This is a genomic window from Streptococcus nidrosiense (assembly GCF_042140045.1).
GTDB classification, from domain to species: Bacteria; Bacillota; Bacilli; order Lactobacillales; family Streptococcaceae; genus Streptococcus; species Streptococcus nidrosiense.
This window is the reverse complement of the sequence record NZ_CP152419.1, coordinates 643048-664088: the sequence shown is the minus strand read 5'-3', so window position 1 is coordinate 664088 and position 21041 is coordinate 643048. Positions and strand designations below refer to the sequence as shown.

Sequence of the window (21041 nt, the reverse complement as noted above, 5' to 3'; positions counted from 1 at the left end):
CATATTTTAACAAGCAAAACAAATGCTACAAGTTTGCTTCCACCTGTTTACGGTAGGCCTTAGGAGACTTCCCACATAGTTTTCGAAAGACCTTATAGAAATAGCCTACATTACTGTAACCAACCGTATAGCAAATATCCTCAATACTATCATTTGTAGATAGCAAGAGCTGCTGAGCTGCCTTGATACGTTGCTTATTGAGAAGCTCTGCAAAGGTGGAATTGGTTTCCTTCTTGATCAACTGCCCCAAATAAACGGGATTGATAAAGAGATCCTTGCTGATATCCTTGAGAGAAAGCTCTTTTTGGTAATCTCTACCAATAACTTCAAGTACACTGACCACATTTTCATTCATGCGGTATTGGCCAAAGAAGGCTGTCAAGGTTTCCTTGGTATAAGCGACTAAGTCCTCAAAAGTTGTAATGGCATGGATGTTTTTGACAATATCTGTCATGTCATCTGCCTTCAGATGTTCAAAAAGATGGAAGACATCCATGACAAACTGGGTAAAGAGTTGCTTTGTGATAGATACTCTCGGTGTGTTTTCAAGGACAATCTTCTCAAGCAAGGTCAATTCATCAATAATTTGCTGGAGATTTCCTTGAATAATCACTCGATAGATGGGCTCGTAATAAGAAAAGAGACTTTCAGACTGATCTAAATTGACCGATCCATAAAAGAGAGTCTTTTCAACATCACGCTTCCACTTTTCAAAGTTGATTTGATAAGGTGCTTCAAAAGGCATGACCAATAAGCCCTCAAATTCCTGATCTGCAAGGACGATCTGCCAATCCTGACCTAGAACATAGTAGGGAATAACAAAATCCCCTTGTTTTTCTTTTGAAAGTCCAATCCACCAGTTTTCTTTTTGGCTGAGATGAGTCTTGAAGGCTTCTTCATCGAGTTGCTGACTCAATATTTCGGGCTCATGAGATTTTTCACCAAGCTGACTGGCAATCTTTTCAAGCAAGCGTTCCAGTTCAACCTTATCGACTGGTTTGACCAGATAATCAACGACATTGAGATTCATGGCTTTTTTGACATAGTCAAATTCTTGGTAGCCTGAAAGGAGGATATAGTAAGCATTTGGCAACAACTCCTTCATCTCCCCAATCATTTCAAGTCCTGTCTTGTCAGGCATATTGACATCTGAAATAACAATATCGACGGAATGTTCTCGAACGTAGTCCAGAGCATCATCAGCATGATTGGCTGTTGCAACGACTTCCATATCCCACTTATCAAAAGGAATCAAACGTTTGAGACCTTCTGTAATCATGTACTCGTCGTCCACTAAAAGTACTTTATACATCTTTATCCTTTCTCTTCGTTTTGAATGGTGATTTGATAGCGAACACCTTCTTTTTCAACAGATTCTACACTGATATCATACCGGTCACTAAAGTAGAGCACAAAGCGCTCATGCACATTGACAATCCCAATGGACTGGCGTTTCCCACTATAATCCACTATATGTTCAAAGGTTCTTTGAGCTAATTTATCCTGGATCTCTGCTAATTTTTCGGCAGGCATTCCACGCCCATTATCGGTTACCAAAATCTCAACATAGCCTTCTTTTTTCAAGGCCTTGATACTGATAACATTATCCGTTCTTCTGTGGTCAACTCCGTGGGCAAAATAATTCTCCACCAAGGGTTGGAGGGTGAATTTTGGAATGCGCATTTCTTCCAAGTCAGGGTCGATCTTAAATCCGTAAGCAATGGATTTTGGATAGCGAACCATACAGAGATAACTGTACTTCCGACAAAACTCCACTTCTTGCTTTAATGTTGTTTCTCGCTCATCAGAGATGTTGTTGCGCAGGAGACTACTGAATTCGTAGATAATATCCGCTAGTTCATTTTGGTTTTCCATGACCGCGTACATCCGTATAAACTCGAGGGTATTGTACATGAAATGTGGATTTATCTGAGCTTGTAGAGCGCGCATATGGGCATCTTTTTGACTCAGTTCAAGCTGGTAAATATCATGGATATTTCTCTCCAGTCGGTCCAACATATCATTTGTCGTCTCAGCGATTAAAAGCAATTCCTGGTCTTTTTTCGTGAGATCAATTCTTTTACCCTGCTCCCCTTGCGCAATATCATGGATTGTTTCCACTAGGTCAACAACCTGTGTTTGATACTTCGAAAATGTTTTTTTCAAGGTTACATATAAAATAACGATAAAGAGGAGACTCAAAGCAAGAATAAAGACAGAGCTAGAGATACTGCCACTAAGGACATAACCTCGTGGAACAGCAACCTGAACCTGATAACCATGAGCAGTCTCATCTTGCAACCATTCCTCTCGATCACTTTTTTCACCTTGGTGAAACATTTCCGTTTCAAAAGGAGAGGTTATGTTCACAGCAATTGGGATATTTCCTCTGGTATTGTCAATAGCCTTATAAAAAACATCGGAAGATACAGAAACATAAATAACTCCAAGAGCTTGATCCGATACTGGATCGGATACGGGAACGGCAAAACTATTAGCATCTGGCTTAAAGGCATCTGCAGAAACCTTGTAACCACTACGATTGTCCCTAGTCGAAACATAAACTTCTGTTGAGTCTTGCAAGACAATGGCTACACCCGTTACAAAATCATTGCGCACATAAAGGTCATCGATATTTTCATAAATGGATACAGAAATATAGGGTGATGCTTTACGTTCCAGTTGCCAGTAAAAATAATCCGGTGTACTAAGGCTAAAATACTTATAAATCCCCTCGATTCGCGCTTGATTATCTACTAAACTTTGGGCTGAACGCGCTGATTCTCGATAATAATACTCAACCTCGCTCACCATCCGAGTCAAAACCCGCTGGGAAACCTGTCTTGCTTCTTTTTCGCGACTATCCCAGTTTACATAGGAGATCAAAAGAGCAAAACTAGCAATGATGACAATCATCACCCAACTATAGGTTCTAAGGAGCGAATGAAGCCAAAACTGTTTCATTCTATTTGGACGCCAATTTTTCATGAATGTTTTCATAAACAGGCTCCAATAAATCACTAATAAAGAAATGCCACATTCCAATCCCTACAAAAATAATGAGGGCTGGCATATAGAAGCCAATGATGGCTAACAAGACGCTACCAAGAAGAACCTTGGCCACTGCTGACAAGCTCATAAAAATTCCGATAAAGGCTAGCTTCAAGGTGTTTTGATAGGATAAGTCAAAATAAACTTGCAATTTTAAAGACACAGTATAGGCCAAAAATACCAAAGCTACCAAAAAGATATTTAAAAATGTTGCTGCCAAGTGGATAATGGTCTGATGCGGCAATTGGATCATGAGATATAAGCCATAAATCAAGATCAAGTCAAGTCCCATAAAGGTGTAGAAACTGAGATTGCTTTTAACAAAATTGCTCTTAAATAAAGCCCATGCTTCCTTGAAACGATAAGCACGGTAAGAATAGCCGTGTTCTGCAAATAAACTCATGAGAGTCGCACTAGCTGGTGCTATACCAAAGACTACTCCTCCTGCTAGTGTCAATAACCAAAAATAAACCGTTGCAATCATCCCCAAAAAGAAACGATGAAAGACTAGCTCAATAAAATTTCCCACGGTTTGCCTCCAAAAAAATAATCTAGAACTATTATAACATATTTCAAGCGCTCTCAAAAATAGGAGGAGAGAAAAGGCAGCGAGAGTTGAACTTGCTACCTGTTTACTAACTATATTTTTCGAAACTTAAAACCAATGGCCGAAACCATTGGTTTTAAGATGTTTAAAATAAGTTAACTCTTATTTAACTTCTGTTACAACAGACATTTTTCTTCAAGAAAACACTTATTTTTCGGAAAGTTTATAATCTATCCTTTGTATGGGGATGGTTTGATATCTTTGGATAGATAGAGTGGGTGATGAGGGGTTCCGTTTTTATTCCTCTTTAAGCAATGTAAGTTAGGTATCAATGAAATAACTTCTTTATCACGATCAAGAAGCCTTCCTGGATTTCCCCAGCAAGCAATAATTAAATCTGCTTCAGATGCAGACTTTAGGATATAAGCATCATTTTCTGGGCCGACTGGATCTAGTTGGTGATTAAGATTTTTTGGATCAGTACTTCTGAAAGCAAAAAGATTTGCCATTAGAATTTTTCCATAGCCCCAGTATTTGGCGTAGTTGATACACTTGCGAATTGTGGGATCATCTGTTTCTTCGTCAGCCGTAGATGGGTTCAAACCAATAAACAACACTGTAGGTTTTGCTTCATCCCAAGCACGGGAAAGTAAATAGCGATATTTCCTATCTTCAGATAGAAGAGCGTCTTTTTTCATAGTTTTCCTCCATTTTCTCTATTATAAACTATATTTAATGAATTGTATTAGTAACTGATAAGAGCCAAGTGATTATTTAGGAAATTTTCCAATTACAATCCACTTATCTGATTAGGTCTTACGAAAAAGGTAGAGATTGAACTGAAATATAGTGAAATGTATTGAAATTGAAAAAAAGAAAAAACGCTTAAAATCAGCGTTTTTCTTATGTATTGATTCGTATTGAATGCTTACTTCACTTCTGTAAGGAATACTTAAAATCTATTTTAGTTGCTAGAAACCTTATTAAATCAACGTTTAAGGATTGTTGGTTTTGATAAAACTATCAAAGGTTGCCAAAAAGGTTGCCACAGACTTAAGAGGTCAGCTCAGCTATTTTGTTTAAATAGATATCGACCGCCTGAGTTTGATTCTTAGGAGCAAGTTCAGCATAAATGTCCATTGTAGTCTTGATTGATTTGTGTCCCATCCGAACTTGTAATTCTTTCCAATTCATTCCAGCATTCAACATCATGGATGCGTGAGTGTGGCGGAATAAGTGAAAACCATAATCTGGCAGACTAGCTTCACGCAGTCGCTTTTTGAGTGTTGCACGTTCGTTTCTGTCGCACATATAGTTACCATAAATAGTAGGAAAGATTAACTTACTTTTTGGAAGATTATTTTTCTTGAAATAGAGATTCATCTCATCGTGGAAATTTTGAAGCTCCTCAATGATTTGGTACGGAACAGCTATTCGTCTGTTACCTGAATCAGATTTTGGTGTGTTTTTACAAACGACTTCGCCTTTCAAACCTAATTTTGGTTTTGCATTTTTCCAAACAAGTGTTTTATTAACTAGTATTTCGGAATTATCAAAATCAAGGTCATAGATAGTCAATGCTAATAGTTCATTGATTCTCATACCTGAAGCAAGTAAACTATCGCAAATAACTTTAAATCGGCGATTAGCCCTAGTATTAGGCAGACTATCAACGATGCTTAACCAAGTAGATAGATCCTCATCATGAAGGACCATAATACGTTTTTGGTTGCTTTTGGGCTTTGGCGGGATTTTGATAGACTGAGCGGGGTTAAATTTGAGCTCAAGATGTGTTATTCCAAAATCAAAAATATCACTTAATTTATGGGCAATAGCTCCAAAATCTTTAGCTGAACCCTTTTCAGCTCTCTTTATACCTGCATCCACAGATTCTTTAGATTTTTTTGCTAATTGGTTGATCCAAGTCTGTATATCTGACGAGGTAATTTTTTCAGGTTGATACTCTCCGAATCGTGGTAGTATATAGGTGTCAAGATAGTTCCTAACTCGGTTCAGTGTATTATCTGAACTAACCCATGTCTCATAATTTAAAAACCAAAGTTCTGCTAAGTCTGAGAAGGTAGCAACATTGAAAGTTTCTTTCCTTGTTGAGTCATTTTCCTCAAAGTCAATTTTAGCTTGAATAATTTTACGGTCTAAAGAACGTAAGGTTTTAGCGGTAATAGTTGTTTTGACTGGTTTTCCAGTTTTAGAATCAAGTCCTAAGTAGATACTTTTAGCTGAATAACTAATTTCGCCATTGTTCTTTATTCTCTTTAAAACACTTTTCCCTTTATGGATAATTTTTTCTGTATTCATGGTTGCTCTCTTCAATCAATCGAAGAATGAAAAAAGCTAAAATAGATTGTATCGCTCACTTTCTTTTTTGATACTCTTATTCTAGCATATTTCTCTTCTAGTTACAGCTTAGAAATTCGATGACATCACTGATACTGTAATATACTGTTCTAGTACCCTCAATGGGTGGTTCTAGTCGCTTTAGACCCTTACTTTCCCACGATTTAAGAGTATTGGGAGAAATGCTGAGTAGGGAAAGAAGTTCTTTTTGAGTATAGATACCTGACTTACTTTTCTCATTATTTAAGTGCTTTAGTAATTCAATGATGCTATGAAGCATGTGTTCAATTTGCTTAAATTCAAAATTATTACTAGCCATACTAGTCTCACTTTCTTTGGAAAAATTTATTGAAATATGAGATACTAGCAGTAGGGGTAAGCTACTGCCTATCTCTTAATTCTTATTTGCTACTACTTTCTGCTTTGGTCGGCTTTTGAGTAGTAGCTTTATTTTTTTGGTTGTTAATCGGAGTCATGGAATGATGAAAAGCATCTTGTTCAAAGTTATAGACTAGCTTTTCCCTGTTCCATTTATCAAACAAATAAGCATGTTGCTCAATTTGTTGTAGTGTATGGTTATCAAAGTCTTCAGAACTATAGGTTATTGATTTGTATAGAAATCTACCATCGTTTTCCTTGGTTTTGAAATGGTAGATTACTTTTGTAAGCCTACGCTGTAATTGTTCATAGGGATCAATTTCTTGTTGTCCCTCAGGAACCATTAAGTTATAAGCATGCTTGGGTGTGAAAATAGAAGCAATGTGTATTTCATTCCATAATGCTACAGTATTAGTGTAGCGGGCATGGAGTTGAGCTGGATAAACATCTGTTACCTTTAAGAACTCTTTGTATGCCATTCCTTTGAATTCATCCAGAAAGAGAATAGGTTCAGCACAATACAGGTCTAAACCACCATTATCATGGTCGGTCCATACATAGACATTTTCTCGACCATAAATTTGTTTTAGTTGAACTTGTGTATGAGACTTCCCAGAGCCACTATCACCAACATGCCAAACAACCTTCAATTCTTTGGTATCAGGAGTCTGAGATAATCTGTGCTGAAAGAAATGCTCACGAATCATCTTAGAGTATTTACGAAATTCCAGATTACCTCGCATAATCTCCTCAGGGGTTGCACCATTCTCAATCTGATTTTGAATAAAATGCAGTTCTGACCTAAATCCTTGGTTTCCAGCCCTCAATTCTCCGTGCACTTTCATGGGGACTACTATCGTATGGGCCTTTTCCTCATGCTTACCAGATTTTTCAAGATAAGTGATAACTTCTTCCTTGGTGCCTCGTGTCAGTTCGGCATGAATTGTAGGATAAAGTTTCTGTAAGGCAGAAAATCGAAAGGCTTTTTTATCTTCTAGTATCATGTGGCAATGGTGTGTGCCATTTTCACCAATTTCATAATTGACAGCACAAACAACATTTTCGTTGCGAGCAATCCATCGTTCCATTAAGAAATCAACGATTTCTTCAGGACTAAGAGGAACATCAGTATCTGGAAGAAGTTTACGGAACTCCTGAATTCGTCTTTTTGTTTTGAGCTTGAAATTGTCGTTGTCAAAAAAATCCGATTTTTTATCAAATAATTTGTCAACGTTATTTAACACGCAACAGAAGCTATTAGCACGATAATCTGATGAAATATTATTTGCTTTTGTCATGATTTTTCTCCTTTGTCATATATAAGTTGTGACAATTATAATGCTGAAACTTATTGATATATCAGTATTTAGTAGGTAATGTCATATTGTCATGAAGTCGGGGTAATACTAGCCCGACTTAGCCAGCTAAAGCTGGCGAGGCTGTAAGCCAAACCTCCGCCTAAGGGCTACGGGCAACAGCCTCATCAGTTAGTGGAAGTCCTCGACTAAGTAAGTCAGTAATTAATCGCTCCGCCTTATCCATATCCCTGATGATATATGTTCTAGCTTCAATAACGTGTTGACCATCAAATTGAATGTTAACCTCTCCCTGTCCTTTGTTCCGATTAACCTCATCATCGGGGAACAGCATCTGTTTGGCTTGAGGACTTAATCGCCCTATGGAGACTTTAGTAGAAAAGTTCTCGCGACCACCAGAAGGAAATACAATAGCATCTATCCGTTGACAAACACACAAAAAATGAAAATTGACCTGTCTCGATAGGCGTAATAAATTCCCTACCTTTTGTAAGAACTCCTCTTTATCGGCTTTTTTGGGAATACTTTCCACTGTGCTCTGATACTCTTCAAAAATCAAAAAGAACGGAGGGTACTTTTTATCAGGATTGGCTCTACGGTTTTCAAAGATGCTATAAGCTTGCCGAAAACCATTGTAAACGGAATCACCAAGATACACATTATCAAATTGTCTCCACTGCCAATAGTCTATCCCTTGTTTGTAATCAAGTATCATGATAGAAGCATCATCTGAATGGATTGTTAATATACTTAACATATATTTAACGAAGTAAGATTTCCCGCTATTTGTGGGTGCTGAAATGAGGAGATGTGGAAAGCGGTTGCAGTTCCATTCAATAGGTTCGTTGCTGCTTTCTTTTCTCAGTACATTCAATTTAAGTGTCATCAAATTTCTCCTTCGTCACTGTAGAGGGGTTTAGCCTGACTATGTTTAAGACGATTTAAATCTTCCTTAGTGATCAGATTAATTTTGAGTTTTAAATAAGGTTCTTCCTCTACCATGTTAAATATAACATCAAGGTTATCATTGTAACTACGTACCGTTTGACGTAGCTGAATTTTCCAATCATCAAAGTCTTGTTGAACTGGCATTTTTGATAACCAGAGATAGAAATCTTGACCCTCTCGTTGTATCCCATTTGGAAAATGAATTGTGTTCAGATATATGCTGAGCTTTGAAGCTTGATGTATAAGCTCAGCATGAAAATCTGAATAATAGTTTTGTTCTTCTTGAGAGTTAATAAATAACTTTAACAAATGTTGAATTTGCAAGTTTGTGTTTTTGATAGCTTTCGGAAGTAGCTCTTCGCTAGGCAATGTATAGATAAGAATAATCATATTAACAAATACAAACCCTGAGTATAGTATTGAAAAGATGGATATTAAGTAGAGTACTAACTGTAAAATGTATATCATTAAAGTTTATCTCCTGTTAAACGCATCGTTATACTCTAACGTAATGTTCAAACGTAACTTATCATCCGTCCACGCTTCAAAATCGTAATAAATTATCATCCCATAGGGGTAGCTATTCGTTTTATAAGAAACCAAATCATATAGTTTTTGAGCATGCTGTTGTTGAGCTGTTGTGATAAAAGGATTTTCTCTGTGTTTTAATAGCAGAGAGTCTTTTTTTACAGCATAACTAGGGACAAGTGCTTGTAAGTGTAGATATCCTTTGCTCTCATAAGATATATATTCAAACTTACTCACTAGATTCAAACGATCTTCTAGACTTAAGTTAACTAGTTGATCGCTCCCCAGTATTCCTAGCAACTTTTCACACTCTTTGACACATCGATCAAAAGTAATAGAAGGATTTTGTCTGATTGCTTCTTCAAAAATTGTTTTCATTTTTGCTCTCCTTGTAAATATTTTTTTGTCAGCACGAAATAACTTAAGCAGTTGGTGATCTAGCTCTTTTTAGAATCATACTTATTCCTCTACCGTTGCTTTCTCAGCTTTAATAGATAACGCTGCTCTATTATTAGATAGATAAGCTGAGAATGTTACATTTTGTAATCTCAGATTGATTTTTTCATCTAGATACGAAGTGTATTCTGAAACTGTCGAGTTGTTAACTTTTATGACTCTAGTAATATATTTTCCAGTATCATTTCGAAAACCAACGTCCAGTTTTACGTTTCCAGTTGCCTGCTTCGTTTCAAAGTCTAGTTCTTGACTCAAACCTAATAAAGTTACAGTTACAACAACCTCTTCACAAGAAATCATTCTTTTATTCCTTTCGCCGCAATCTTTAAATACTATTGCTTTGTGGGACTTGTTAAGCAATAATAATCACTAAGTAACAGAGTGTTAGGCTATTTTACATTGGAATCACCCCCTTTATAATCATTTTATGTTTGAATTAGTTAGCTAACTTATGACACTATTTTATACGAATAAAAACATTTATTCAATAAGGTTTTGTTATTGTTTGGTGTCGTAAAATACATTACTTTTGACACTTTTTTAAAAAGATGTTATAATGGTGAAAAAGGAGGAGATATATGTTTCATTTTTCTGATTTAAAGAAAGAAAAACAGATAGATTTTATCTCTAAAAATCTATCTGAAATTTTATTTAAGCAACGACATGAACTTAATCTATCACAAGAACAATTTTTAAAAAAATTCTTTGATTATAATATCTATACTAAAAAATCTGGTTATTTATCCTTATCACAATTAAAACGATATGAAAAAGAATATAAAAAGCAAGTTCCTTTCACTGTACCTAAAAAAAATAGTAAAATATTTGATATAATTCTAAATTTCTCTGTTGTAGATACGATATATAAAGAAAAAATATTTCAGGATTATTTAAAAGAAGATTCACTTAGATTTGCTAAGCAATTAGAAGAACTAGGTTTATTAGATTGTCTAGAAAAAGCAACTAGTGGGATAGTTGCAATGAATTATTACAATTCTCTAACAGGTAAAAATTATGATAAATATTTTCTATTGGATTGGTTATTCAATAATGCGAGACAAGGCTTGGCTGGGGAGCAGATACCTGAACTAATTTACGATGGTATTAAAACAAGGCATGATATAAAGGGAGCAACTAAAAACTAAATTAGCAAATTTAAAAAAGCCAAGTTCAAAAATGCTTGGCTTAATTTATTTGTTTCAATATATCTCTGAGAGCTTTTATAGTAGGTTCTCTTTTTTCTGTTGGTAGGTTTCTAATGTCTTCAATGAGTTGTGAAAACTCTCCGCTTTGATTTTGATTTTCAATATTAAAAAAAGTATTCATATCAACTTCAAGCGCTTGTATGATTTTTTCAATAGTTTCCAGCTTAACGTTTAATTGTTTATTTTCTAACCTATAAATATAGTTGAATCCCAGATCAGCTTTTTCTGCTAGATATTCCTGTGTCATTCCGCTTTTCAGTCTTAAAAGTCTGATTTGTTTTGCAACAAATTCTCTTAAATTTATTTTTTCAGTCATGATAGTACCTCATAACTATCATACAAGTTTATCTCATTGAATAAATCGTTATCAAAAGACTGAAATTCTTTAAAAAATAATATTTGAAAGACTGTAAAATATGGTATAATATTATTCATAAAACAGTCTTTTAAGACATAAAGGAGTTTACATGCTAGAATCAAACACTCAAGGTCACGGCACCATCAAGAAATTGCGCACAGGCGCTGTCGTTTCTACTTTAGCGCTTACAGCTTTTGGGGTATCTACTACGGTATCAGCTAATGAGACCGAAGTAGCCGTTAACGAACCTGCAACTAGGGTAGTTGCTAAGGACGAGGTAGTCCCTAAAGTTCCTACTCAATCGGACGTAGATAAGGCTAAGGCTGAATCAGATAAGGCTAGTCAGGACGTAGCTAAGCAAAAAGAAGTTGTTGCATCTACTGAAGCAAACATCACCACTGCTGAAAAGACTATCGCTGATACTAATAAAAAGATAGAAGAGGCTAAGGCGGTTACACCTGAAAAGGTAGCTGAGGCTAAGGCTGACGCTGACAAGAAGGCAGATGAATTGGCTACGGCTGAAAAGACTGTAGCTGACGCTGATAAGTCTGTATCTGCGACTGCTGAAAAGGTAGCTGACCAAACTAAGGTAGTATCTAATGCTGAGAAAACTGCCACTGATACTGCTAATAAGGTAGCTGACGCTGAGAAGAAAGTAGATACTCTTTCATCTAATACTGACACCACCCAACTTGAAAAAGAGGTAGCTACGCTTACTGACCAAGTTAAATCTGACACTCAAGCAGTAGCGACTGCTCAGACTAACCTTGATAACGCTAAAAAGGCTCAATCTAACAAAGACCAAGCTATCAAAGACGCCCAAAGTGGGGTATCTAGTGCTGAAACTAAACTTTCTCAAGCTACTACAGCCCTTGCTAATGCTAAAGCTGACCAATCTAACAAAGATAAGGCAGTTAACTCAGCTAAATCAGCTCTTGATGTAGCTAAACAAGGTGTTACTGAAACAACTACATCTTCTGAAACAATGTACGATGTTCCAAAGGCAACTTACTCTCCAGCCTTGTCTGATGAGTATATTCAGGCAATTAAAGCCCTTGCTAACGGTACAGGTACTGCAGATGCAGTCCGTAAGGCAGCTCTTAAGACACCTTATACGGACGAAGAAACTGGGGTAGGTGCTAAATCACTTCGTGATTTCAACTCTACAGGTAAGTACTCTACAGGTGGTTTAGATTTTGTCGCTTATGGTTCAGAAGACAAAGACGCAACTGAGATTGCTGACTTCCAACACCTTAATAAAGACCAACAAATCCGTTTGGCAATCTATGCAGCATCTATCGTTAATGATTTGCGTGCTAAGTTTGGTACTGCTCCTGTTACAGTAGGTGGTAGTTCTCTTAAATTGGCTGAAGCATTCAATAACTATGCTAATTCTTTCATCAATTCTAATAGTGCAGTTCATAGTGAACACAACCTTAAAAGCCTTAAAGAGAAGTTTGAGCTTGCTAAGGAAGAGTCTAATGTAACTACTCCATCTCTTGCAATCCGTTCTAAGATGATTCCAGACTTTTTGGAACTAAATCAAAAAGTAAATACTATGGCACGTATCAAACAAGTTATGTATCAGGGTATTGTCAATGCTTTAATGGGTGTTAATGAGAATACATCAAGCACAGAACAGTATAGTAGTGCACTTTCTCTTCTTGGATTGCGTGATGCTGATAAATCTAATATTGGTGTTGGTATTGGGCAAATGGGTAGCTACACAACTAAGGGCTACGAAGCATCAATTACCTTGTCAGTTCCTCAAGAAATTACTACAACTACCCAGAAGGTAGACACTAAGGCAGTAGAAACTGCTCAAAAAGCGTATGACGACGCACTCAAAGCCTCTGAAGAAGCTAAATCAACTGTCCAATTAGCCCAAACTGACTACACTAACGCTGAGACAGCTCTTGCTAATGCTCGTAAACAGCTCTCTGATTTGGTAGGTAACAAGATTGATGTTCCGTCACTTGAAAAGGCTCTTGCTGATGCTAAAGATAAACTAGCGCAGGACACTCAAGCTTTGCAAACTGCTAAGGAATCGCTTGCTCTAGCTAAATCAAATGCTACTGACAAAGCTAAGGCTCTTGCTGATGCTAAGACAGCTCTTGAGACTGCTAAGGAAGAACAATCAGATGCAGATAAGGCTCTTGCTACTGCTAAGGGTGAGTTGGAAGTACTTACTAAAGCTCATGATGTAGCAGTATTGGCTCGTAAGTCAGCTGGTCAAGACCTTGCTCGCAAACGTGAAGCATCTAAAGAGGCTACTGACACTCATACAGTACTTGAACTCGCTCTCTCACACCGTGATGAAGTTCTTAAAGCTTTGGATAAAGAGCTTACTGATGCTAATGCTAAACTTGGTGTACTCCGTGCTGAGTTGGAGACTGCTAAGGAAGAGTTGGCTCGTCTTGAGGGTATCGCAGAAGCTAAGGCTCGTGGGTATGAGAACTTTAAGCAACTTAAAGCCGACCATGACGCATACCTTGCTGAACAACAACGCTTGCAGGCTTTGAAAGACAGAGCAGAAGAAATCCATAATGCAGGTGGAGAGGTTAAACCTGTCCTTGACGCTAACGGTAAGGTAGTTGATGTTGTGGATGCTAAGGCTCAAAACAAACCTGTAAACGTGGCTATAGTAGGAACTAAAGACGATAAAACATATCAAGCTCCTGCACAAGCTACAAATGCAAAAGCAGAATCTAAGAAACAACTTCCAAATACAGGAACTAAGGGATCGATGCTAGGCTTATTAGGTTTGGGGTTACTAGCAGGTTTAGGATTAGGGTATACCAAAAAGAACTTAAGAAAGTAAAAATAAAAAATCTTCTTACTTATTGTAGGAAGATTTTTTTAGATTCCTAAAATTTATTGAAAAGACTACGCTATTCCAACAATTTTTAGGAATGAAAAAAGTCCTAGAAAATTCTTAGGACTTTACATTCTTCGATTGTTGACTTTCTTTTTTATTTCAAAAAAGGTTGCCAAAAAGGTTGCCATAGAACTGATTTCAAATGATTTGTAATGAAATTCAATATTTTAAAAATCGCATGAAATCAATGTTTTTCAGTATGTACTGAAATGTAATGAAACCTTATTTAACTTCTGTAAACACAACGTGTTTGCGAAGTTTTGGTGAGTATTTCTTCAATTGAAGACGGTCTGGAGTATTACGTTTGTTTTTAGAAGTAAGGTACAAGCGTTCACCAGATTCTTTGTGTTCAAGTGTAATATTTACGCGCATGGTATCTCCCTTCTATTATTCAGCTGATGCAGCTTTAGCGATCTTACGTCCTTTGTAGTATCCTTTAAGTGATACACGGTGAGAACGTGAGTAATCTCCAGTAGTTTCGTCAAAGTTTACAGATGGAGCTGTTACTTTGTAGTGTGTACGACGTTTGTTTTTCTTCGCTTTTGAAGTGCGACGTGCAGGTACTGCCATTTTGATTTCTCCTTTTAAGATATAAATTCAGTTAGGTTTGATTTTCATCAACTTTAATAGTATATCAAAACTTTTTTGTAAAGTAAAGTTACTTGACAAAAAAAGATTAAAAAATTTTCCTATCCAATCTTATGGATAGGAAAATACATTAAATATCAATCTCAAATGGTTCATCAATGGTTTCTGAGACGTATTTCCCGTCTTTCTTCCGTTGCTTGACACATTCTGTGAGAAGATATTCGATTTGCCCATTGACTGATCGGAAGTCATCTTCTGCCCATGATGCGAGTGCAGCATATAACTTATTCGAGAGTCGAAGGGGGATTTGCTTTTTTTTAGCTTCTGCCATTTCTAATAAAGGCTTCCTGTATTGACAATTGGTTGTGCATCATGATTGCCACAGAGAACGACTAGAAGATTTGAAACCATGGCAGCTTTACGCTCTTCATCTAGTTCAACCAACTCTCCTTCATTTAGACGTTCCAGTGCCATTTCAACCATTCCTACAGCGCCGTCTACAATCATCTTTCGTGCATCGATAATAGCAGATGCTTGTTGACGTTGAAGCATGACAGCAGCAATTTCTGGTGCATAAGCTAAGTAAGTAATACGTGCTTCAAGGATTTCCAGACCAGCATCCTCTACGCGACTTTGAATTTCCTCACGAATGCGACTAGCTACAATCTCACTAGAACCGCGGAGGCTTCCTTCATCAGCTTGCCCATCACCTGTAGTATCCACATTCGGAGACACATCGTAAGGATAGATGCGGACAATATTACGAAGGGCGCTATCACACTGCAATGAGAGATATTCTTTATAGTTATCAACGTTGAAGACTGCTTTGGCTGTATCGACAACTCTCCAAGTCACCGCGATTCCAATTTCAACTGGGTTCCCTAAGCAATCGTTAATCTTTTGACGAGAATTACTCAAAGTCATAACTTTGAGAGAAATCTGTTTCTTGCCAATCTCAATGTTTACATCATTGCCATTGGATGATTTCATCCCTGAAAAAGGAGATTTTGTGCTAACATCACCACTTTGACCAAGTCGAGTGTGGTTTGCAGGATTGACCGCTATACTGAAGGGATTGACAAAGTAAAAGCCAGGTTCTTTGATGGTACCTGTATAGTTACCAAAGAGGGTCAAAACCAGTGCTTCCTGAGGTTTGACAACTTTTAAACCAGCATGAGCTAGAGCTGCAATTAAGATTAATAAAAGCCCGATAATAATTCCAAAAACGTTTTCCGAACCAGCACCCATGATAAATATAAAGAAGCCAAGTACGAGTGCCAACTCAATGAGAATCAATGCTACTACACCATTTGGTTTTGAATTGATTAGTTTTTCAGTCATCAGAATGACCTCCTACATTTGATATCTAAATGATATCACTTTAATTTTAAATGTCAACAAAAATATGTAAAAATTATTAAGAGAATTTTAATGTATTGAATTTTCTGAAAATTCAAGAATTTTCTTCTGTTATTCAGGCGAAAATTGTGCTATAATGGTAAAAACTGAAATGGGAGGGAACTTAATGACAGAATTAGATAAACGTCACCGCAGCAGCATTTATGACAGCATGGTTAAATCACCAAACCGTGCCATGCTTCGTGCGACTGGTATGACAGATAAGGACTTTGAAACACCGATTGTGGGAGTCATTTCGACTTGGGCAGAAAATACACCATGTAATATCCACTTGCATGACTTCGGTAAGCTTGCAAAAGAAGGTGTCAAATCTGCTGGTGCTTGGCCGGTTCAATTTGGAACCATTACGGTAGCAGACGGGATTGCCATGGGAACGCCTGGTATGCGCTTCTCTCTAACGTCACGTGATATCATTGCGGATTCTATCGAAGCTGCTATGGGTGGTCACAACGTGGATGCCTTTGTGGCTATCGGTGGTTGTGACAAGAACATGCCTGGTTCTATGATTGCCATTGCCAATATGGATATCCCAGCTATTTTCGCTTACGGTGGTACTATCGCCCCTGGAAAACTGGATGGCAAAGACATCGACTTGGTTTCTGTATTTGAAGGAATCGGTAAATGGAACCACGGTGATATGACAGCTGAGGACGTGAAACGTCTGGAATGTAATGCCTGCCCTGGGCCTGGTGGTTGTGGTGGTATGTATACTGCCAATACTATGGCGACTGCTATCGAAGTTTTGGGGATGAGCTTGCCAGGTTCTTCTTCTCACCCAGCAGAATCTGCTGATAAGAAAGAAGACATTGAAGCAGCTGGACGTGCTGTTGTTAAGATGCTGGAGCTCGGTCTCAAACCGTCTGATATCTTGACTCGTGAAGCCTTTGAAGATGCCATTACTGTGACTATGGCTCTAGGTGGTTCTACAAATGCTACTCTTCACTTGCTCGCCATTGCCCACGCAGCTAATGTTGACTTGTCACTTGAGGACTTCAATACCATCCAAGAACGTGTGCCTCACTTGGCCGATTTGAAACCTTCTGGTCAATATGTCTTCCAAGATCTTTACGAGGTTGGTGGTGTACCTGCAGTTATGAAGTACTTGTTGGCAAATGGATTCCTTCACGGAGACCGTATCACATGTACTGGTAAGACTGTCGCTGAAAACTTGGCTGACTTTGCAGATCTTACTCCAGGTCAAAAAGTCATCATGCCACTTGAAAATCCAAAACGTGCAGACGGTCCGCTTATCATCTTGAACGGTAATCTTGCTCCTGACGGTGCAGTTGCCAAGGTGTCAGGTGTTAAAGTGCGTCGTCACGTTGGTCCAGCTAAGGTCTTTGACTCAGAAGAAGATGCTATCCAAGCTGTCTTGTCAGATGAAATCGTTGATGGCGACGTTGTCGTTGTTCGTTTCGTTGGACCTAAGGGTGGTCCTGGTATGCCTGAGATGCTATCACTTTCATCAATGATCGTTGGTAAGGGACAAGGAGACAAGGTTGCCCTCTTGACAGACGGACGCTTCTCTGGTGGTACTTATGGATTGGTTGTTGGACATATCGCTCCTGAAGCTCAGGATGGTGGACCAATTGCCTATCTCCGTACAGGCGATATCGTCACTGTCGACCAAGATACAAAAGAAATTTCCATGGCCGTTTCCGATGAAGAGCTTGAAAAACGCAAGGCAGAAACAACCTTGCCACCACTCTATAGCCGTGGTGTCCTTGGTAAGTATGCCCATACCGTATCTTCTGCATCACGTGGTGCCGTTACAGATTTCTGGAATATGGAACAATCGGGTAAAAAATAACTAGAAAATAAGCAGTCGCTAAATGACTGCTTTTTCTAGTTATTTGTATTTTCTCATAGAATGTTATAAAATCTTTGCTCTAACTATGATTACAAAGGAGAAATGATGTTTTCACAAAATACAGGAATTATGCTCTACGTAGATGATGTAGCAGTGGAGAGAGACTTTTGGTCTGCTTTCGGTTTTGAAATTGTGAACCACTCTGGAATCCTGGGATTTGAAACTTTTGAGATGAAACCTCACACTGACAGTACGCTGCCTTTCACTGTCTATGCTAAGGATTTTATTGGTCAAGTATCACCGGAGGTAGTCGATATGAAACCCAGCCTACTCTTTGAGTCAGCAGACCTTCACGGTCTTCATCAACGCCTAGCTACAGTGACTGATACCACTAGTTCGATCAATACTCAGCCTTTCCCTAACTTTAACTTTACAAATCCAAGCGGACACTATTTTGCAGTTAGAGGAATCTAATAACAAAAAGGAGCCTGGGACAAAAGTCCTAGCCTCTCAATTGTCGTTGGATTGTCGAGCAAGACGCAGTGGTTGAGTGGGCTCTACTACGCTGATTTCATCAGCTTTTACAGCCCTACTCAACTGTGCGGAGGTGGGACGACGAAATCGAATTCTAACGAATTACCGATTTCTGTCCCACTCTCTCTTGTTTTTTAGCGCGGTGGTAGTCCAAGTGCTATACGCCCATAACGACTAATACGTGTAATCTTCCAAGCAGGTGACCAGGTAACTTCAACCCTGACATCTTCAATCCCTTCAATCTGTTTTAAACCTGCAACGATTTCGATGGGTAAACTTTCTGCACAGTCACAGGCAGTATCGGTGAAGGTCATGACAATTGTACAAAGACCAGCCTCGTCCAAATGAATCTCGTAAATCAAGCCAAGATTATAGACATCTAGTTCCACATCTGTATCGTAAACTTTTTCTAGCTTGTCAATGATTTGATCCCCTAATGCTAAAGCACGATCATTGATTTTGATATCTTCTCTCATTGCATTCCCTCCATTTGTAAACTGCACCTATTTTCTCATAATTCTGACAATTTGGCAAGTCTTTCCCAATCAAGACTGGATACGACATAAAAACTACTGACTAGAAATTAGTCATAGTTTGGACCAAACTGCCCAAAAACCTAGCAACCCAGAGCAAGAGGATATTGGCATAGGTTAAAGAGATAAACTTAGAGAATGATTGAGCTTCTAAGAAATACTTTCTAAAAAGAAAAAGTAGAGAACAGTCATCTCTACTTTTTAAATATTATTTTGACTTCACAGGCTTATCTGCCAAGGCCTTGATAGCTGATGCTATCGTTTCTGCGTAGAGCTTAGCACCCTCTTCTAGTTTGGTATTATCACTTCCAAAGTGAACCTGGTCCGTTCCTTTCCAGATGTCTGGATGATCTTTAGACACCTGATTCCAGTCTGCAACCTCAATGTAAGGATACTTTTGAGCTACTTCACGCACATAGCTAGCATACTGTTCTACATAAGGCTGAGTTGCTTGAGTTTTGTCCCCTTCATAAGGTGTCACAAGTACAAGCTGATGGCCCTTAGGTAGATTTGTTATCAAAGAATCAATATCAGCCTTATAATCCTCAGGGTTATTCACTCCAGTAGCAATAACGACTATTTTAGGGAGGACTTTATTCTGACTGTGGTTGAGCATAATAGCATTGGCTTGCTTGGTATTTCTACTTACTTGACCATCTGTCTGAGCGTCTGGTAGAACCTCTTTAAGTCCAGGTGTTGCACGCAAGGTTACAGAATCTCCGATGATGGATACACCATCGGCAATATTGTAGCGACTTGCTTCTGCTTGATCCGCCATGGTTTTTGTACGGGTAATATTGGTTTGAGCTTGATTGAGGCCATTTACCATCAAATCCGTTTCAAAAGCGCCTACTTGGGGAGCAATAAGCATCACAATCAGTGTCAGCAAGCTAAGGAAACCGACGCTACCCGCAAAGATTGGTTGAATATGCGGAATTTCTTTTACCTTTTGCAATAAGCTACTGTTCTTCCCTGCAATGAAAGGTTCAATCACATAGAAAGAAAGGCTTGCAAAGAGATAAGAGAAGATAGTGGTGAGAATCACAGCTGGTAGATTGCTCATCAACTGAGAGAAAATGATATAAAACGGCCAGTGGAAAAGATAAACGGCATAGCTGGTGTCAGCTAAGAAGCTAATTACTTTTGGCTCTTCAATCGTCGGAGTTTTCTCATGCAAAAGTCGTGCTGCAACGATCATCAAAAGAGCAGCTAAACTTGCCAACAAGAAGCCAAGCAAGTAGGCAAAGAGATAATTGAATTTCACGAAGAAGGTCAATAAGAGTAAAACTCCGAGACCAGCTGAAAAAACTAACAAGGTCTGTTTCAAGTCCAAGGTTTGATTCAAACGTTTGAGAAGAGGTGTCGTATGACGGACCCCTATCAAGGTAGCTAGGACACTACCTAGGAAGAACGGATAAACATGAGTTAGACTTGAAAAGTAAAGCGTTGAGTAGGAAGAAACGATAAAGCTACCAATAAACATTGAAAGGAAGCTAACAACAAAGGTAATTGAAGATAGTAGAAAAACCATTCCCCGTAGTTGCCCACCTGTTTTGGCTTGCTTAGACATGAGCCAAATTGCCAAGCCCCACAAAATATAGTAATGAACTTCAACTGCTAAACTCCAGTTATGAACAAAGAGATGAGGAATGAACTGAGATTCATAACTTCCCCCTGTTAACATTTCATAGAAATTGGTCATAAAACCAAGGACACCAGCAATCTGACCACCAATCCCGGCTACATAATCCTGCCGAACCAAGAAAGTAAAGGGCATAACGACAAGGATCATCAAGACAACTGGTGGAAAAATCCGATAGAAACGTCTTCTGAAAAATCCTAGGATATCAATCTTACCTTTTTGTCCAAATTCTTCTAACAGGAGTGACGTAATTAGGAAACCTGAGAAGGTGAAGAAGACATCAACCCCGAAGAATCCTCCTGGAAAAATCGTCTGAAAGAAATGGTACAAAAGCACCAAGAGTAAGCCTGTAATCCTAATTAAGGAAAACCATTTAATACGCATACGAGTTTATTCTCCGTTCATTAGATTAGTAAAAAAAAACCATCTAATGTTCATTCCATATTACCTTTATTTTATCAAAAAAAGCAGAAAAATCCTAAGAGAAAACTT

At 38.1% G+C, this 21041-nt stretch carries 22 protein-coding genes; 4 read left to right on the top strand and 18 right to left on the bottom strand.

The window, feature by feature from the left end; translation table 11 throughout:
- Positions 1-25: 25 nt before the first annotated feature.
- From AAFQ93_RS03240 to AAFQ93_RS03190, 11 genes are all read right to left on the bottom strand, one after another.
- On the bottom strand, positions 26-1312 hold the full coding sequence (locus AAFQ93_RS03240; protein ID WP_375555603.1) for a response regulator: 1287 nt from the start codon (positions 1310-1312) through the stop codon (positions 26-28).
- Between the two features lie 2 nt (positions 1313-1314).
- Complete coding sequence (locus AAFQ93_RS03235; protein WP_375555770.1) at positions 1315-2988, bottom strand: sensor histidine kinase; 1674 nt, start codon at positions 2986-2988, stop codon at positions 1315-1317.
- Positions 2966-3580 (bottom strand): YesL family protein, encoded by a 615-nt coding sequence (locus AAFQ93_RS03230; protein WP_060955200.1) that lies wholly within the window; start codon positions 3578-3580, stop codon positions 2966-2968. Before AAFQ93_RS03230 ends, AAFQ93_RS03235 begins: the two co-directional genes overlap by 23 nt.
- A 248-nt stretch (positions 3581-3828) precedes the next feature.
- Positions 3829-4296, bottom strand: coding sequence for a DUF1643 domain-containing protein (locus AAFQ93_RS03225; protein ID WP_375555602.1), 468 nt, complete (start codon positions 4294-4296; stop codon positions 3829-3831).
- Between the two features lie 355 nt (positions 4297-4651).
- Positions 4652-5917 carry a site-specific integrase gene (locus tag AAFQ93_RS03220; protein WP_248035854.1) on the bottom strand — a complete coding sequence of 422 codons (1266 nt, stop codon included), beginning with the start codon at positions 5915-5917 and terminating at the stop codon, positions 4652-4654.
- Positions 5918-6014: 97 nt separating this feature from the next.
- Positions 6015-6275 (bottom strand): AlpA family transcriptional regulator, encoded by a 261-nt coding sequence (locus AAFQ93_RS03215; RefSeq protein ID WP_248035855.1) that lies wholly within the window; start codon positions 6273-6275, stop codon positions 6015-6017.
- A gap of 82 nt (positions 6276-6357) precedes the next feature.
- Positions 6358-7632: a replication protein RepA gene (locus AAFQ93_RS03210; RefSeq protein ID WP_248035857.1), complete on the bottom strand. Its 1275-nt coding sequence runs from the start codon at positions 7630-7632 to the stop codon at positions 6358-6360.
- Positions 7633-7792: 160 nt separating this feature from the next.
- A complete protein-coding gene (locus AAFQ93_RS03205; RefSeq protein WP_375555601.1) occupies positions 7793-8536 on the bottom strand; it encodes a helicase HerA domain-containing protein in 744 nt (247 codons plus the stop codon).
- Positions 8536-9066: a hypothetical protein gene (locus AAFQ93_RS03200; RefSeq protein WP_375555600.1), complete on the bottom strand. Its 531-nt coding sequence runs from the start codon at positions 9064-9066 to the stop codon at positions 8536-8538. The genes AAFQ93_RS03205 and AAFQ93_RS03200 overlap by 1 nt, the downstream gene beginning before the upstream one ends.
- A gap of 6 nt (positions 9067-9072) precedes the next feature.
- A complete protein-coding gene (locus AAFQ93_RS03195; protein ID WP_125450496.1) occupies positions 9073-9504 on the bottom strand; it encodes a hypothetical protein in 432 nt (143 codons plus the stop codon).
- Positions 9505-9585: 81 nt separating this feature from the next.
- On the bottom strand, positions 9586-9882 hold the full coding sequence (locus tag AAFQ93_RS03190) for a hypothetical protein (protein ID WP_248035862.1): 297 nt from the start codon (positions 9880-9882) through the stop codon (positions 9586-9588).
- Between the two features lie 278 nt (positions 9883-10160).
- Here AAFQ93_RS03190 and AAFQ93_RS03185 point away from each other — a divergent pair, with 278 nt between their 5' ends.
- Complete coding sequence (locus tag AAFQ93_RS03185; RefSeq protein ID WP_125450495.1) at positions 10161-10727, top strand: hypothetical protein; 567 nt, start codon at positions 10161-10163, stop codon at positions 10725-10727.
- Positions 10728-10767: 40 nt separating this feature from the next.
- On the opposite strand, the gene AAFQ93_RS03180 is transcribed toward AAFQ93_RS03185, so the two are convergent.
- Entirely contained in the window at positions 10768-11103 is a 336-nt protein-coding gene (locus AAFQ93_RS03180; protein ID WP_047206714.1) for a helix-turn-helix domain-containing protein, read from the bottom strand.
- A gap of 151 nt (positions 11104-11254) precedes the next feature.
- On the opposite strand from AAFQ93_RS03180, the gene AAFQ93_RS03175 reads away from it, so the two are divergent.
- Positions 11255-13966, top strand: a complete 2712-nt coding sequence (locus AAFQ93_RS03175; protein WP_375555599.1) for an SEC10/PgrA surface exclusion domain-containing protein — start codon at positions 11255-11257, stop codon at positions 13964-13966.
- 279 nt (positions 13967-14245) lie between these two features.
- Here AAFQ93_RS03175 and rpmG read toward each other — a convergent pair whose 3' ends face one another.
- From rpmG to AAFQ93_RS03155, 4 genes are all read right to left on the bottom strand, one after another.
- On the bottom strand, positions 14246-14395 hold the full coding sequence (gene rpmG, locus AAFQ93_RS03170; protein ID WP_001265622.1) for a 50S ribosomal protein L33: 150 nt from the start codon (positions 14393-14395) through the stop codon (positions 14246-14248).
- Between the two features lie 15 nt (positions 14396-14410).
- Complete coding sequence (rpmF, locus tag AAFQ93_RS03165; protein ID WP_000290417.1) at positions 14411-14593, bottom strand: 50S ribosomal protein L32; 183 nt, start codon at positions 14591-14593, stop codon at positions 14411-14413.
- 148 nt (positions 14594-14741) lie between these two features.
- Positions 14742-14942: a PTS ascorbate transporter subunit IIC gene (locus tag AAFQ93_RS03160; RefSeq protein WP_000796543.1), complete on the bottom strand. Its 201-nt coding sequence runs from the start codon at positions 14940-14942 to the stop codon at positions 14742-14744.
- A 2-nt stretch (positions 14943-14944) separates the two neighbouring features.
- Complete coding sequence (locus AAFQ93_RS03155; protein WP_375555576.1) at positions 14945-15952, bottom strand: SPFH domain-containing protein; 1008 nt, start codon at positions 15950-15952, stop codon at positions 14945-14947.
- A 184-nt stretch (positions 15953-16136) separates the two neighbouring features.
- Between AAFQ93_RS03155 and ilvD the strand changes: the two genes are divergently transcribed.
- Complete coding sequence (gene ilvD, locus AAFQ93_RS03150) at positions 16137-17840, top strand: dihydroxy-acid dehydratase (protein ID WP_316108055.1); 1704 nt, start codon at positions 16137-16139, stop codon at positions 17838-17840.
- Positions 17841-17945: 105 nt separating this feature from the next.
- The gene (locus AAFQ93_RS03145) at positions 17946-18314 is read left to right on the top strand and encodes a glyoxalase (RefSeq protein ID WP_375555575.1); all 369 of its coding nucleotides are present in this window, start codon (positions 17946-17948) and stop codon (positions 18312-18314) included.
- A gap of 194 nt (positions 18315-18508) precedes the next feature.
- Here the strand turns inward: AAFQ93_RS03145 and AAFQ93_RS03140 are convergent, their stop codons facing one another.
- Together AAFQ93_RS03140 and AAFQ93_RS03135 are read right to left on the bottom strand one after the other, a co-directional pair.
- Positions 18509-18850 (bottom strand): metal-sulfur cluster assembly factor, encoded by a 342-nt coding sequence (locus AAFQ93_RS03140; RefSeq protein WP_153225650.1) that lies wholly within the window; start codon positions 18848-18850, stop codon positions 18509-18511.
- 265 nt (positions 18851-19115) lie between these two features.
- Positions 19116-20933: an acyltransferase family protein gene (locus AAFQ93_RS03135; RefSeq protein WP_301559861.1), complete on the bottom strand. Its 1818-nt coding sequence runs from the start codon at positions 20931-20933 to the stop codon at positions 19116-19118.
- Positions 20934-21041: the final 108 nt, after the last annotated feature.

Bases quoted from the DNA above. Each gene is read 5' to 3' on its own strand.
- AAFQ93_RS03240 (WP_375555603.1), bottom strand. From the start codon at position 1,312: ATGTATAAAGTACTTTTAGTGGACGACGAGTACATGATTACAGAAGGT.
- AAFQ93_RS03235 (WP_375555770.1), bottom strand. From the start codon at position 2,988: ATGAAAAATTGGCGTCCAAATAGAATGAAACAGTTTTGGCTTCATTCG.
- AAFQ93_RS03225 (WP_375555602.1), bottom strand. From the start codon at position 4,296: ATGAAAAAAGACGCTCTTCTATCTGAAGATAGGAAATATCGCTATTTA.
- AAFQ93_RS03220 (WP_248035854.1), bottom strand. From the start codon at position 5,917: ATGAATACAGAAAAAATTATCCATAAAGGGAAAAGTGTTTTAAAGAGA.
- AAFQ93_RS03215 (WP_248035855.1), bottom strand. From the start codon at position 6,275: ATGGCTAGTAATAATTTTGAATTTAAGCAAATTGAACACATGCTTCAT.
- AAFQ93_RS03210 (WP_248035857.1), bottom strand. From the start codon at position 7,632: ATGACAAAAGCAAATAATATTTCATCAGATTATCGTGCTAATAGCTTC.
- AAFQ93_RS03205 (WP_375555601.1), bottom strand. From the start codon at position 8,536: ATGACACTTAAATTGAATGTACTGAGAAAAGAAAGCAGCAACGAACCT.
- AAFQ93_RS03200 (WP_375555600.1), bottom strand. From the start codon at position 9,066: ATGATATACATTTTACAGTTAGTACTCTACTTAATATCCATCTTTTCA.
- AAFQ93_RS03195 (WP_125450496.1), bottom strand. From the start codon at position 9,504: ATGAAAACAATTTTTGAAGAAGCAATCAGACAAAATCCTTCTATTACT.
- AAFQ93_RS03190 (WP_248035862.1), bottom strand. From the start codon at position 9,882: ATGATTTCTTGTGAAGAGGTTGTTGTAACTGTAACTTTATTAGGTTTG.
- AAFQ93_RS03185 (WP_125450495.1), top strand. From the start codon at position 10,161: ATGTTTCATTTTTCTGATTTAAAGAAAGAAAAACAGATAGATTTTATC.
- AAFQ93_RS03180 (WP_047206714.1), bottom strand. From the start codon at position 11,103: ATGACTGAAAAAATAAATTTAAGAGAATTTGTTGCAAAACAAATCAGA.
- AAFQ93_RS03175 (WP_375555599.1), top strand. From the start codon at position 11,255: ATGCTAGAATCAAACACTCAAGGTCACGGCACCATCAAGAAATTGCGC.
- rpmG (WP_001265622.1), bottom strand. From the start codon at position 14,395: ATGCGCGTAAATATTACACTTGAACACAAAGAATCTGGTGAACGCTTG.
- rpmF (WP_000290417.1), bottom strand. From the start codon at position 14,593: ATGGCAGTACCTGCACGTCGCACTTCAAAAGCGAAGAAAAACAAACGT.
- AAFQ93_RS03160 (WP_000796543.1), bottom strand. From the start codon at position 14,942: ATGGCAGAAGCTAAAAAAAAGCAAATCCCCCTTCGACTCTCGAATAAG.
- AAFQ93_RS03155 (WP_375555576.1), bottom strand. From the start codon at position 15,952: ATGACTGAAAAACTAATCAATTCAAAACCAAATGGTGTAGTAGCATTG.
- ilvD (WP_316108055.1), top strand. From the start codon at position 16,137: ATGACAGAATTAGATAAACGTCACCGCAGCAGCATTTATGACAGCATG.
- AAFQ93_RS03145 (WP_375555575.1), top strand. From the start codon at position 17,946: ATGTTTTCACAAAATACAGGAATTATGCTCTACGTAGATGATGTAGCA.
- AAFQ93_RS03140 (WP_153225650.1), bottom strand. From the start codon at position 18,850: ATGAGAGAAGATATCAAAATCAATGATCGTGCTTTAGCATTAGGGGAT.
- AAFQ93_RS03135 (WP_301559861.1), bottom strand. From the start codon at position 20,933: ATGCGTATTAAATGGTTTTCCTTAATTAGGATTACAGGCTTACTCTTG.